Here is a 14,748-nt window from a genome sequence, read left to right as displayed (position 1 = left end):
CTATACTAAAATTTAAATTTAACCTTAAAATTTTAGTATAGGGTTATTTTATTTATAAAATATTTACTGCAATGTATTTTTTAATGCGATAGGAAATATAGCTGTAAATTTTACACCTACTGATGTATTTTCAATTTTATATTTGACCTTGTGCATATCAAATATAACTTTAATAATATACAATCCTAGACCACTTCCACCAGATTGTCTACTTCGTGACTTATCTACACGATAAAAAGGATTAAAAATATTTTCTATCTCAGATTCTTCTATAAATGTATTTGAATTCTCAACTTCAAAAACTCCACATTCATTATTCTTATACAATTTTATACTTACTAAAACACCATTTTTTGAGTGCTTAATTGAATTGTTAATAATATTAGAAATAGCTTTTTTCATCAATTTTATATCTACAAAAGAGTATAAATTTTTTTCTATATCAGTAATAACATCTATATTCTTATTTTCTGCTAATATTAAGTAATTTTGTATTGATTTCTGTACTAATGAACTCATATTAATTTCTACTGTATTTAATTTAAATCCAGATGACTCCATACGAGAAATATCGAGAATTTCACGTACCATTTCTTCCATACTTTCCATTACCTTAAGTGAATGTATTAAATAAGCATCTCTATCTTTATACATGCCAACATTGTATATCATGCCTTCAAGTTGACCTTTTATAATCGTAATTGGTGTTTTTAACTCATGAGATACTGCTGCAAAAAAAGTTCTTCTACTTATTTCATTCTTTCTTTCCTTTTCAATGTCTTCTTGAAGCTTTAAATTTGCATGCTCAAGATTATTAAGTGTGCTTGATAAATTATGTGCAAGCTCATTTAAACTTAAAGCAAGAGAGCCTATTTCATCATCACTTTCTACATCACATCTAACATCTAAATTCATCTGTGCAATTTTTTTTGAAGTATTACTTATCTTGACAACAGGTTTTGTAATTACTCTAGAATAAATAAATGAAGTAACTAGTGATATTATCAAAATCATTATTGCAACTACTGGTATCAATTTTAATAAAACCATAGAAGCTTCATAAACTACCATCAATTTTGGCATAACAGAGAGAATATATTTATCTGAACTATTTTTAAATGTAATATCAGTGGATATGGCACTTACATAACTACTTCCCGAAATTTGATTATTATTTAGGTAATTATATAAAAAATTATCTTCATTGAATATGGTTCTTTGCTTCTTATTTGATATAATATTTTCATCACCTAATTTCCCATACTTTATATTAGATGGTATTTCTACTGATTTTCCATTTTTCATTAAATTAATAGACACATTATTTTCAATTATAAAATCATAAAATTTAAGTGTAGAATCCTCATATTTAGTCTTCTCAATAACTTTAACAAATTCATTCAGATTTTTTTTGATATCATCTGTTAAGTATGATTTATATGTTTTGGGCATTGACATCATGATAAATATGTAAATTAGTGTACAGGATAAAATAAGTATCAAAGTTGTACTTAAAAAAACTTTTCTATTTAGACTTTTCTTAATCCAATACATCAATCCTATATCCTACCCCTCTTATTGTTTCTATGTAATTCACATCAAGCTTTTTTCTAAGATTTTTTATATGTGTATCTACAACCCTTTCATCTCCTAAAAAATCATATTTCCACAAGCTATTTATTAAATTTTCTCTAGTAAGTACACGCCCCTTGTGTTCTATTAGTTCCTTTAGAACTTCAAATTCTCTAGCAGTCAATTCAATCTGTTTACCATTAACAAAAACTTTATATCCTTCAACATCAACATTGATATCTCTATATGATAAAAATTCTCTATCTTCATGATTTTCTTCCTTATCCCCAGTTCTTCTTAATACTGCCTCTACTCTTTTTAGAAGAACAATTGTAGAAAATGGTTTTGTAATATAATCATCCACTTTTAATTCAAATCCTTTTACTTGGTCTGTTTCTTCATCCAATGCTGTAAGTATAATAATTGGAATATTAGATTCATTTCTTATTATTTCACAAACTACAAAGCCATCTATTTTTGGCATCAGTATGTCTAATAAAATCAAATCAAATTGTTGCTTTTTAAACTTTTCAATTCCATCAAGACCATTATTTGCTGTTATGATAGTATAATCTGCATTTTCTAAAAATGTTTTTATTATATTTTGGATATCTATATCGTCTTCTATGACCAATATTCTCTTTGACAAGCCTATCCCCTCTTTCTATAATTATAAACTTTAGATTGTATAACATATTTAGATTATACACTATCTTTATGTTTTTGATGTGTAGCATATGGTACTTCTCCTAAGTACTTTTCATATTATATTTATAAAATTGCGAAGTCAATATAATAAAAATATGAATTTTTTCTTATTTTATCTTTATTAATTTTTTTTATAAATACTAAATTTTATTTGTAAATATATAGCAATTTTTATATTATTTCTATATAATATATATGAGTAAATAATTTTGGAGGATTTGTCTAATGAGTGAATTTAAAGATGTTACTGCAGTAAAAAAAGCAAACGTTTATTTTGATGGTAAAGTAAGTAGTAGAGTAATAATATTTCCTAATGGAGAAAGAAAAACTTTAGGATTGATGTTACCTGGAGAGTATACTTTTTCTACTAGAGAAGAAGAAATAATGGAAATGCTTGCTGGAAGCATGGATGTAAAACTACCTGGAAGCAATGAATTTGTGACATATAAAGAAGGTCAAAAATTTAATGTTCCTTCTGATTCAAGTTTTGATTTAAAAGTTAATGAAGTTGTTGACTATTGCTGTTCATACATAGCTGATTAATAAATATATATGATATTCTTATATAAAATTTAATGTAAATAAAAAAAGAACAACTATATTTAATATTAAGTTGCTCTTTTTTTTATATTGCTCAAATTAGTTTAAATCTGGAACTATTGTGTCTAGTATCTCATCTAATACAAATAACATAACTTTTATCATAATCGGCATTAACACTGCTAATACCATAGTTATAAGGATTAGCTCTTTACTTAGAGCTACAAATGAGAATAATCCACCTAAAAATAGAATCCCAATAACAAATGCTATGGTCATGCTTACAATTAAAAATAATCTTTCTTTATTAAATGGCAAGCATTGCTGTCTTAGTATTAAAAGACCACATATACCAGTTAATATAGCACACATTGTGGAAAATACACTTGAACTATAACCTAAATATTCGACTATATTGTAAACAATAATTACATTTAATGTTACACATAATGCTCCTGGTAAAGCATTTTTTAATATATTAAGTAAAAAATTTCCTGAAATTCTACTTCTATTTGCCTCAAGAGCTAAAAAGAATGATGGTATACCTACTGTTACAGCTCCAATCAATGATAATTGAATTGGCACAAATGGATACTGTCTACTAAAGAAAAATAATGTTAATAGTGATAAGAAGAATGAAAAGATTGTTTTTACTAAAAACAAAGAAGATGCTCTTTGAATATTATTGATTACCTTTCTCCCCTCCATAACAACCTTTGGCATGGATGCAAAATTTGAATCTAATAAAACTAAATTAGAAACATTTTTGGTAGCATCACTTCCAGATGCCATTGCAATACTACAGTCAGCTTCTTTAAGTGCTAACACATCATTTACACCATCTCCTGTCATTGCTACTGTACGATTTTGTTGTTTTAATGCTACAATCATTTGTTTCTTTTGTTGTGGGCTTACTCTTCCAAAAACACTATATTTATCAACAGCATCGTATATGTCTTTATCATTTTTAAGTGTTGTTGCATCAATAAATCTATTAGCTGTTTTAAGACCTGCTTTTCTTGCTACTTCACTTACTGTTATTGGATTATCTCCAGATATAATTTTTATATCTACACCTTCATTATAAAAAAATTCTAAAGTTTCCTTAGCCTCATTCCTAATTTTATCTAATATCAATATAAAAGCAAGCGGTTTTATATCTTCAGGTATCTTATTATCTTCCATGTAAGAGTTACTATGAGCTAAAGCTATTACTCTATTTCCTGCTTTAGAATATTTTTCAATTTCTATTTTTAAGTCTTTATATCTATCTTTAAAAATAAACTCAAAGGCTCCTATTAAGTATGTACCTTCATTTTCAAAAACAACACCACTGTATTTTCTTGCTGATGAGAATGGAATCAAATTTTTAACTTTATACGTATCTGAAATATCATATTTATCTCTTATAGCATTTAATGTCGCATTATCATCTTTAAGAGAATTACACAAATTTCCCATAATCTCATTTACATCAACTTTTTCAAGCATTACTACATCATCAACTTGCATTTTACCTTCTGTAATTGTACCTGTTTTATCAAGACATAATGTGTCAACTCTAGCAAGAGTCTCTACACAATATAATTCTTGAACTAAAGTCTTGTGGCTTGCAAGTTTTATTGTCCCAACAGCTAAGGCAATACTTGTAAGCAGAGTTAATCCTTCTGGTATCATTCCATTTACAGCTGCCACAGTACCTACTACAGATGTTACTATAGAATCTCCATTTCCAAAATGTTGTTTTACAAACAATATAATTCCTAAAGGAATAATTATTACACCAACAACTTTTAATATTGCATTTAATGAATTTCTGAGTTGAGAATTGTGTTTCTTGGAAATTTTAGCGTCACTAGCTATCTTATTTGCATAGTTATCTTTTCCTATGTTTTCAACTTTTACAAATGCATCTCCAGAAACTACAAAACTACCAGAATATAAAAAATCACCTTTGCTTTTTACAATAATATCAGATTCTCCTGTGATTAGAGATTCATTTACCTCTAACTTTCCTTCTAAAACTTTTGAATCAGCACAAATTTGATTTCCTGTTTTTAAAATCATAATATCGTCCAGCACTAATTCTTGAACATCAATCTCTATTTTCTCTTTTTCTCTTATAACAGATACTTTGCTTGATACTATAACAGATAGATTGTCCAACAATCTTTTTGCTCTTATCTCTTGAATCACACCAATAATAGTATTAATTACAGCAATAAATATAAATAAGGTATTTTTAAAAGAGCCAACTGAAACTAGCAAACAAACTAAAACAATATTTATAAGATTAAAAAGTGTAAATATATTATCTTTAAAAATTTGCTTGTATGTTTTAGTTTTTCCATTGTCAAATACATTAATTAAATTGTCTTCTCTTCTACTTTTAAGTTGTTCACTGTTTAATCCAACATTTATATCACAATTATATCTTTTTAAGTTAACTTTATCCATATTATACTCCTTTCAACTTAACTTTTTCTTTAATAGTAATATCTATAAATATATTGTAAAATTCTAATTTAGTTTAATATATCTTATTGTAGTTTATATAATAAAACATAAATCTAAAGATTTAAATATCATAATTCTTAAGATTTCCTAAATTTTTTATGAATTTCGATATATTCTTATTAAGTTTAAATTAAGTTAAAAGAATAAATAGGTTTATTCCCTATAAAATAAAACTAGTTTATATATTCAATTTCCAAATCTTCATGTTTTCCTTTACCATATATAACCATTCCTATAACTGAAATTATTATAAGCATACTTCCTACAATACTATAAAAATTGAACTTTTCATTCAGTAAAAATACTCCTGCAAATATAGATACTACCATAGCGATATTTGATAATATTGATGTAAATGATATTGTTCCAATTAGTTGCATTGCTGCTGTTATTTCAATTGGTGTAAATTCACTTTTAGATAATTTTCTTACATATACACCATATGCACCTGCACAAATTACTGCCGCAAGTATCATTATTCTTCCAAGTATACTACTTGTTTGATTACCTGTATTTTGTAAATTTACTATTATAACTCCAAAAACTGCAATTACGATACACACTACTTGTTTTAAGTTCATTTTTTCATTTAAAAATATAATTCCCATAATCCCTGTAACTACTGGTATCATAGATATCATAACTCCAACTTCTGATGTAGATGTATACTTAACTCCAAATGTCTCAAGCATAAAATATAGAAATGGTTGAAACATACATAAAATCAAGAGGGATTTAAATCCTTACATTTTCTAGTAATCTATAAAAAACTTTAACAGTACATACCATGTATGTCAACATATATACAAAAAAGCTATCTAATTTAAAATAGTTTAGATAGCTTTTTAATACAAATACAAAGTTTTTGTATATTTAAATTATTTATTATTTTAATTACTTATCTTTGTGACCATGTTAATATAGGCTTTTTCACTGCTCTTGCATCATCAACTCTTTTAACTAAAGTATTATGTGGAGCAGTTTTTAGTAATTCTGGCTCTTCCTTAGCTTCTTTGGCGACATTCTTCATAGCTTCAATAAAACTATCTAATGTTTCTATACTCTCACTTTCTGTAGGCTCTATCATAAGTGCTTCATTTATAATAAGAGGGAAATACATTGTTGGAGGATGATATCCATAATCCAACAATCTCTTTGCTATATCAATAGTTTTTATATTTGCTTCTCCTCTTGGTAGTCCACCTAATACAAACTCATGTTTACATAAAGTGTCTATTGGTAAAATATAATCATCTTTTATACTTTCTTTTATATAATTAGCATTTAGAACTGCCATTTCACTAGCTTCTTTAAGTCCATCTCTTCCCATTGTCAATATATATGTGTAAGCTCTTACAAGGACTCCAAAGTTTCCATAGAAATTTTTAATTTTTCCAATAGACTTTGGTCTATCATAGTTTAATACATATTTATCTTCTTGTTTTTCGATTATTGGAATTGGTAAAAAAGACACTAACTCTTTTTTTGCTCCAACAGGTCCAGCCCCTGGACCACCGCCACCATGAGGAGTTGAAAATGTCTTATGAAGATTAAGATGGACTACATCAAATCCCATATCTCCTGGTCTTGTTATTCCCATAATAGCATTCATGTTTGCACCATCATAATACAAAAGACCACCTGCTTCATGTACAAGGTCAGCTATTTCTTTTATATTTTTTTCAAATAGCCCAAGAGTACTCGGATTAGTAAGCATAAGGGCTGCTACTTCATCATTTAAAACTTCTTTTAATACATCTATATCTACAGCACCATTTTTATCAGACGTTATTTGAATTACATCAAAATTCGCCATAGCTGCACTTGCTGGATTTGTTCCATGTGCAGAATCTGGAATTATTACTTTAGTTCTTTTATAGTCTCCTCTATTTTCATGATACGCTTTTATAAGCATAAGACCTGTAAATTCACCATGTGAACCTGCTGAAGGTTGAAGTGTCACTTCATCCATACCTGTAATTTCTGCAAGTTTATTTGATAAATCATACATAAGAGCAAGAGACCCTTGTGCTGTATCTGAAGATTGATATGGATGCATTCCAGTAAAGTTTGGAAGTGCTGCCATATCTTCATTAATTTTAGGGTTATATTTCATTGTACAAGAACCTAAAGGATAAAAACCAGTATCAACACCAAAATTCTTATTTGACAATAAAGTATAATGTCTAACTAATTCTAATTCACCAACTTCTGGTAAGTTTAATTCATTTTGTCTAGCCATAGTTGGGTCAATCATATCTTCTATTTTTATATCATCTATATCTAACTCTGGAAGTGAGTATGCTTTTCTACCTTTTTTAGATATATCTATCAACAAACTATTATATTCTTTCATTATAACCCCTCCATTATTCCAACTAACTTATCTATTTCATTTTTACTTCTTTTTTCAGTTACACAAAGTAAAGTTGAATTTTTTAATTCTGGATAATTGTGTTCTAAATTATAACCACCTAATATATTTTCTTCTAAAAGTTTATCGTTTATAGTGTCTATATTATAATTTCCTTGTACTGCAAATTCTTTAAAAAATCTGCCTTTAAATATAGGTCTGTATTTTCCTGTTTGCACAAGTTTATTATAAGCATAGTGTGCTTTTTTCATTGATTGCATACCAACTTCTTTAAATCCTTCTTTACCCATAGTAGCCATGTATATTGATGCTACAAGAGCATTTAGAGCTTGATTTGAACATATATTAGAAGTTGCTTTTTCCCTTCTTACATGTTGCTCTCTAGTTTGTAAAGTTAATACATATGCAATTTTCCCTTCTGTATCTAAACTTTGCCCAACTATTCTTCCAGGCATTTTTCTTGTATATTTAGATTTACTAGCCAAAAATCCTACATAAGGACCTCCAAAATTAAGAGGATTTCCTAGTGATTGAGCTTCTCCAACAACAATATCTGCTCCTATTTCACCTGGTGTTTTTAAAACACCTAATGATATTGGATCAACACTCATAATTAACATGGCTTTATTTTCATGAGTTATTTTTTCTATTTCTTCCATCTCTTCAATAATCCCAAAGAAGTTAGGAGTTTGTATAAGGACACATGCTGTATCTTTATCTACAGAAGTTCTTAATTTTTCTATATCTGTAGTTCCATATTCATTACAAAAATCAATTTCTACTATTTCACAATCTTTATATTGTAAATAAGTTTTTAGTACTGATAAAGTTTCTGGATGTGTAGTTTTTGATACTACTATTTTACTTTTTCTAGTTTGATTCATTGCCATTATACATGCTTCTATTGCAGCAGTCGCTCCATCATACATTGATGCATTTGCAATTTCCATACCAGTAATTTCTGCAATCATAGATTGGAACTCAAACACTACTTGCAAAGTTCCTTGACTTATTTCTGCTTGATATGGAGTATATGCTGTATAAAATTCGGACCTTGAAGTTATATGCTTTATAATTGATGGTATATAATGGTCGTATGCACCAGCTCCAAGAAAACAAGTTAAATCTTCTAGACTTAAATTTTCCTCTGACAATCTTTTTACTATTTTACTAACTTCCAATTCAGATTTTCCACTATCTAGATTTAAATCTCTTTTTAATTTTAGTTCATCTGGTATATCTGAAAATAATTCATCAACTGAGTTTAATCCAACTACTTTTAACATTTTTTCCTTATCTTCATTTGTGGCAGGTATATATGAAAATTTATTTTCTTTATTTACTACAACATTATCTTTTTTATATTGTTTTTTATAAAAAGGCTTCTTAACTGTTATAGCAGGAACAACTTTTTTTCTAATTGCTATACCTATTTCATTTCCTGTTTTTGCATATTCAGCATCTATAATTCCCATTCCTAAGATTTTTCCTGTTGTTGGAGATGCACACCCAGTAGTTACAAAACCAACTGTTTTATCTCCAACTTTTATATCATATCCATTTCTAGGCATCCCTTTACCTTGCATTTCAAATCCTACTAATTTTCTTTTAATCCCATTTTCTTTTTCTTCTGCTAAGATTGATTTGCCAATAAATGATTCCTTATTTACTTTTACAAAAATAGATAATCCTCCTTCAAGTGGAGATATGTGTTCATTTATCTCATGTCCATATAGAGGTAGAGCTGCTTCAAATCTTAAAGTATCTCTACAACCTAGACCAGCTGGACATATATCTTCTTCTCCAACTTTCAGGACTTCATCCCAAATTGCTTTTATATGTTCATTTTTGCAATATATTTCAAAACCATCTTCTCCAGTATATCCTGTTCTTGAAACTAAACAAGAGTATCCAGATACTTTTATTTTTGGCATTGACTTATAAAATTTTATTGATTCTAAATTTATGTCCGTGATTTTTTGAAGAATTTTTTCTGCTTTAGGTCCTTGAACTGCTAATTGACAAACTTCATTAGATATATTTTTTATATTTACTTTATACCCTTCACTTTGCTTCATTATCCATGCAACATCTTTGTCTATATTTCCTGCATTTATTACTAACAAATAATCTTCTTCCCCAAACTTATATATTAATAAATCATCAACTACTCCACCATTTTCATAGCACATAGGTGTATATATGACGTCATTGACTTTTAATACACTTATATCATTCGTAACTAGATTTTGTATAAATTTTTCTGATTCTACTCCTTTTACTTCTATCTCTCCCATGTGAGATACATCAAATATACCTGCACTTTTTCTAACCATTTCATGCTCTTTGTTTATTCCTTCATATTCTAAAGGCATTTCCCAACCAGCAAATTCAACAAGCTTTGCACCAAGCTCTTTGTGTGTATTATACAAAGGTACTCTTTTTAATTCATTCATATATAACCCTCCCTATAAAACTAAACTTATTCTATTTAAGCAACTTCGCCATTATGTCCTGTATTTTCCCATAAAAAAAATATATAAGCATAGGAAATAATCCTAGCCTATATATCCCTGTTTGTATACCTGAAAGATTTAATAATTTAATATTATTCTGCTTCTTCGGTGACTTATAGTATTTAACTTAAGTCTCTCCAGAGTCCCATCAATTAGCGATATCTTTGCCTGAAAGCTTCTCTAAGAATTGGCATTTCTTAAATTTCTTCTTCGGCGCCTTTTTGTATAAAGGTCTCTCTCGCTAATCTCACTTGGAAATATTTATTTTCAATTTTATTTTATGAATATTTAAATCAAATGTCAACACATTATATTTATTTTTTTTTATGTATTAATTTTTTTGTTAAGTTTTTATTATCAATTATTTCTCTTTTATATTATTCACTCTTCTGCAAACATATTATATATTAATGCAAAATAACATTTTCACTTAATTTATTATTAAAATAACACACAAAGAACCAAATGTAAATTTGTATCGAGATTTACTATAACATGTTAAAAGTATATTCATACACTTGATGAAATCGTTTACAATTTTAAACTTGTGAAAAATAAGATTTTTAAAATAGAATATTTTTAATAGAATTACAACTATTGAATGGTTATGTGATTTGAATATTTCTTAAAATTTTAATCATTTTATACTTTTAAAATACATTGCTATAAAATTTTATACCTTTATTTACATACATTTTAAATGTTGTATATGTAATTTTATTTTTGTATAACAAAAAGAACTTATTGAGCTTTTTACAAGTTTTCTAAAAATAACAATATAGCAAATTCCTATCATTAGGTATCCCTATTAATTTAATATAGTTATTTATCAAAAAATAAAAACGGGATAGCCCACTCCGAAAGCCAGCAACCCCAGTTTTTTTTCAGCACAACTAAGTACTGTAAAGTGCGGATGAAGGGAGTCGAACCCCCACGCCAATGGCGCTAGATCCTAAGTCTAGTGCGTCTGCCAATTCCGCCACATCCGCTTATATTACTCTTTTATTTTACTATATTTCGCTATTATTTTCAATAACTTTTTTAAATTATCTAAAAATAAACAAAATAATGATAATAAAAGGTAAAATTCATTTACAGCCTTATTCTGCAAGTTCTATTTCTGCTTCATCTACTCTCTTGCCTATAATTTGAAGACCTACAAATACAGCTGCTATAGCAACTGGCAATACTATATATATTGGCAATCCAAATCCAGCTGGTATATATCCAAATACAATAGTAATTACTGCTGTAAATATAGCATATGGCATTTGAGTATTAACATGGTCTATATGATTACATCCAGCTCCCATTGAAGAAAGTATTGTTGTATCTGAAATTGGAGAACAATGGTCTCCAAATATTGCACCTGTTAAAACTGCACTTGTGCTTACTATTACATAAGACATGTCAGGATTTAGTGAATATGCAAGTGGTATCGCAAGTGGCATAAGTATACCCATTGTTCCATAAGCAGTTCCAGTAGCAAAAGATATTATTGCTCCTAATCCAAATATTAAACTTGGTAGTAAGAATGGAGGCAGTGAACCTGATAATAAATGTATCAAGAATTTAGCTGTACCTAACTCTTTTATTACTGAACTTAATGACCAAGCAAGTATTAATATTACACCAGTGATTACTAAACTTTTCATACCATCTATCCAAACATCAATTGCTTCTGATACTGTAAAAATCTTCTTAACTACAGCCATTATAATAGCAACTAAACTTGCAACTAATGCAGATTGGAATAATGCTCTAGATGCATCAGATGCACTAAACGCTTCTTTGATTGCTTCAAAAGAATATGGCGAATTTGTAAATAATTGTATTAAAGTCTTATCTTCTCCTCCCATTATAGATGCATATCCACTATAATAGAATGATGCTAGTGCAACTACTATTAATGTACCTATTGGAATTATAGCATTCCATACACTTAATTTCACTCCATCTTTTGGAGCTAAATCATCCAACTCTTCAACACCTTCATCAAGGTCTGTACCAATTTTTCTACTTCTAGATTTTATTTCAGCTTTTCTCATTGGTCCAAATTCTTTTAATAATAACGCTGAAATTACAATAAATGCTAATATTAATATGTTATAAAATCTAAATGGTATTGTATTTAAAAATATGCCAAATGCATCAACATCTACACTTATACTTTCAAAAGCATCATGTATCAAACCAACTTCAAGACCTATCCATGTAGATATTATAGCAAGCCCAGCAACTGGTGCTGCTGTAGCATCTATTATAAATGCTAATTTTTCTCTTGATATTTTCATTTTATCTGCAACTGGTCTCATCATAGGTCCTACAATTAATGAATTAGCATAATCATCAAAGAAAACTAAAAGACCTAAAAACCAAGTTATAATCTGTGTACCTTTAGCTGATTTTGCTCTCTTTGCAAGTGCTTCAGCTATAGCCTTAGCACCACCCATCTTGGCAACAAGATTTATTACTCCCCCAATTGCTAAGACTTGTAGTATTATCCCTGCATTCCACGGGTCTGATAGAGATACTAAAGCTCTATCTACTAAGTCTAAAAACGCTTGTATAAATGCAGCAAATACATTAACTCCACTGACTTGAATTATAAAACTTCCAGAAAGAATTCCTAGCAATAAAGAAATTATTACATTTTTAGTTATAAATGCAAGTATTATAGCAACTAATGGTGGTATTAAAGTTAAAATTCCAAATTTTTCTGCGTTAGCCAGTGCAATGGTATCTATATCTTCCTCTGCAAATACCATTACAGTTGACATTATAAACATAATTGTCGTCAGAAAAATAATGTTAAATTTTTTATTTCTCATATAAATCTCCCTCTCTTTTTAATTTTGTGAATTATATAGGGTATTATGGGTTATGATAAAATAAAAAAGCCTTGAGTGGTAAACACTCAAGGCTTAAACATTACAATACATTGATAATACTAAAAACAAATATAATATAATTCCTTAAATGATAGCTCACCACAAATAAACCTGTGACAGTTGTACATATATTTTATGTACCCCCAGCAATATAATCTTAAAGCATCGATTATAAAACTTCGGCAATATCCCCTTTCCCAATAATTCTTTGTGCTTAACTCCTTATTGGTACTGATAGATTATTGCGCCTCTACCCTTTTATTCACTTTTATTAAATATATTTTGAGTATATATTATTTATTTAAAATTTGCAAGGAAGTTTTAAAAATTTTACTTTAAAGGATTTTTTATATTATTGTCGAATTATAAAAATAATTGTACTAAAATCAGCTAAAAAAATTTTATCAATTATATGGAGGAATTACTTTAATGTTATTAATTTACAATGAAAAAACAAACCCTTATTTTAATTTAGCAATGGAAGAATATCTACTTAAAAACTTTGACGAAGATTTATTTATTTTATGGAGAAATGAACCTTCTATAATCGTTGGAAAAAATCAAAATACACTTTCTGAAATAAACTTAGAATATATAAAAGAACATTCAATACCAGTTGTTAGAAGACAATCTGGTGGAGGAGCTGTATTTCATGATTTAGGAAATATAAACTTTACATTTATAGCTTGTAATAATAATAGCTTTAGTGATTTCAGAAGATTCACTCAACCAATAATAGACTTGCTTAAAACCTTAGATGTCAATGCTGAGTTTTCTGGAAGAAATGACCTTCTTATAGAAGGTAAAAAATTCTCTGGAAATGCTCAACATAACTATAAAAATAAAGTGATGCATCATGGGACACTTTTATTTTCATCTGAAATAAATGACCTTTCAAATGCACTAAAAGTAAAACCCATAAAGTTTGAAGGTAAAGGCATAAAATCTGTAAAGTCTCGTGTAACCAATATAAGCGAACATTTACAGTCTGATATGGATATACTTGAGTTTAAAGATGCTATAATGAATTATCTTTCTTCAACAAATACTGGTAATACAAATTACTCTCTAAGTAAATATGACATAGAAGAAATAGAAAAACTTACTAAATCAAAATATGAAACTTGGGATTGGAATTTTGGTAATTCACCAAAATACTCTCTTTCAAATGAATTAAAATATGCTGGTGGAAATGTAGAATTTAATTTAAATGTTGATAAAGGTATAATAACTAGTATAAAGTTTTTTGGAGATTTCTTTGGGAAGTGTGATGTATCTTTTGTAGAAGATAAACTTATTGGTACAAAGCATGAGGAGAATTCATTGAGAGCTATTTTAGATGCTATTGAAATAAATGACTATTTCTTGGGTGCTGATACTAATATTTTAGTTTCTGGAATTTTGGGTGTTAAATAGAAATAACAAAAACTTTAAAATATTTATAAAATTATGTTTACAGATACAAAAAATCATGCTAATATGTATAACATAATTAAAAATTAATACTTCTTATCCAGAGTGGTGAAGGGACTGGCCCTGTGAAACCCAGCAACCAGTATATTTTTTAATATACATTGGTGCTAAATCCTGCAGTATTGTACTGAAAGATGAGTTTAAATTAGCTTTTAAA

General features: G+C 28.1%; 9 protein-coding genes, 1 tRNA gene and 3 riboswitches. Of the genes, 2 read left to right on the top strand and 8 right to left on the bottom strand.

Translation table 11 applies throughout. The annotated features are described in order from the left end of the window. Positions 1–63: 63 nt before the first annotated feature. Both IR151_RS03565 and IR151_RS03560 read right to left on the bottom strand, forming a co-directional pair. The gene (locus IR151_RS03565) at positions 64–1,554 is read right to left on the bottom strand and encodes a sensor histidine kinase (RefSeq protein WP_227433133.1); all 1,491 of its coding nucleotides are present in this window, start codon (positions 1,552–1,554) and stop codon (positions 64–66) included. Further along, positions 1,541–2,221 (bottom strand): response regulator transcription factor, encoded by a 681-nt coding sequence (locus tag IR151_RS03560; RefSeq protein WP_227433132.1) that lies wholly within the window; start codon positions 2,219–2,221, stop codon positions 1,541–1,543. Before IR151_RS03560 ends, IR151_RS03565 begins: the two co-directional genes overlap by 14 nt. Positions 2,222–2,505: 284 nt before the next feature. Here IR151_RS03560 and IR151_RS03555 point away from each other — a divergent pair, with 284 nt between their 5' ends. Further along, on the top strand, positions 2,506–2,823 hold the full coding sequence (locus tag IR151_RS03555) for a pyrimidine/purine nucleoside phosphorylase (RefSeq protein ID WP_227433130.1): 318 nt from the start codon (positions 2,506–2,508) through the stop codon (positions 2,821–2,823). A 96-nt stretch (positions 2,824–2,919) separates the two neighbouring features. Here IR151_RS03555 and IR151_RS03550 read toward each other — a convergent pair whose 3' ends face one another. From IR151_RS03550 to IR151_RS03520, 6 genes are all read right to left on the bottom strand, one after another. Then, complete coding sequence (locus IR151_RS03550; RefSeq protein WP_227433128.1) at positions 2,920–5,277, bottom strand: HAD-IC family P-type ATPase; 2,358 nt, start codon at positions 5,275–5,277, stop codon at positions 2,920–2,922. Between the two features lie 233 nt (positions 5,278–5,510). Next, positions 5,511–6,065, bottom strand: coding sequence for a DMT family transporter (locus IR151_RS03545; protein ID WP_227433126.1), 555 nt, complete (start codon positions 6,063–6,065; stop codon positions 5,511–5,513). A 170-nt stretch (positions 6,066–6,235) separates the two neighbouring features. After that, entirely contained in the window at positions 6,236–7,693 is a 1,458-nt protein-coding gene (gene gcvPB / locus IR151_RS03540) for an aminomethyl-transferring glycine dehydrogenase subunit GcvPB (RefSeq protein ID WP_227433125.1), read from the bottom strand. Continuing rightward, positions 7,693–10,167 (bottom strand): aminomethyl-transferring glycine dehydrogenase subunit GcvPA, encoded by a 2,475-nt coding sequence (gcvPA, locus tag IR151_RS20100; protein WP_255621466.1) that lies wholly within the window; start codon positions 10,165–10,167, stop codon positions 7,693–7,695. The genes gcvPB and gcvPA overlap by 1 nt, the downstream gene beginning before the upstream one ends. A 206-nt stretch (positions 10,168–10,373) precedes the next feature. Continuing rightward, positions 10,374–10,478: riboswitch (glycine riboswitch) on the bottom strand. A gap of 657 nt (positions 10,479–11,135) precedes the next feature. Then, positions 11,136–11,216 (bottom strand) — tRNA-Leu (locus IR151_RS03525). 111 nt (positions 11,217–11,327) lie between these two features. Then, positions 11,328–13,058, bottom strand: a complete 1,731-nt coding sequence (locus IR151_RS03520) for a Na+/H+ antiporter NhaC family protein (RefSeq protein WP_227433123.1) — start codon at positions 13,056–13,058, stop codon at positions 11,328–11,330. 144 nt (positions 13,059–13,202) lie between these two features. Continuing rightward, a riboswitch (Lysine riboswitch) is annotated at positions 13,203–13,379 on the bottom strand. A 168-nt stretch (positions 13,380–13,547) separates the two neighbouring features. Here IR151_RS03520 and IR151_RS03515 point away from each other — a divergent pair. Next, positions 13,548–14,534: a lipoate--protein ligase gene (locus IR151_RS03515; protein WP_227433120.1), complete on the top strand. Its 987-nt coding sequence runs from the start codon at positions 13,548–13,550 to the stop codon at positions 14,532–14,534. A gap of 90 nt (positions 14,535–14,624) precedes the next feature. Continuing rightward, positions 14,625–14,732, top strand: a riboswitch (SAM riboswitch). The last annotated feature ends 16 nt before the right edge of the window (positions 14,733–14,748 follow it).

The sequence above is a fragment of the Clostridioides sp. ES-S-0006-03 genome (genome assembly GCF_020662275.1).
GTDB lineage: Bacteria > Bacillota > Clostridia > Peptostreptococcales > Peptostreptococcaceae > Clostridioides.
Note: the sequence above shows the minus strand (reverse complement) of the source record. Positions and strands in the feature narration are given on the sequence as shown.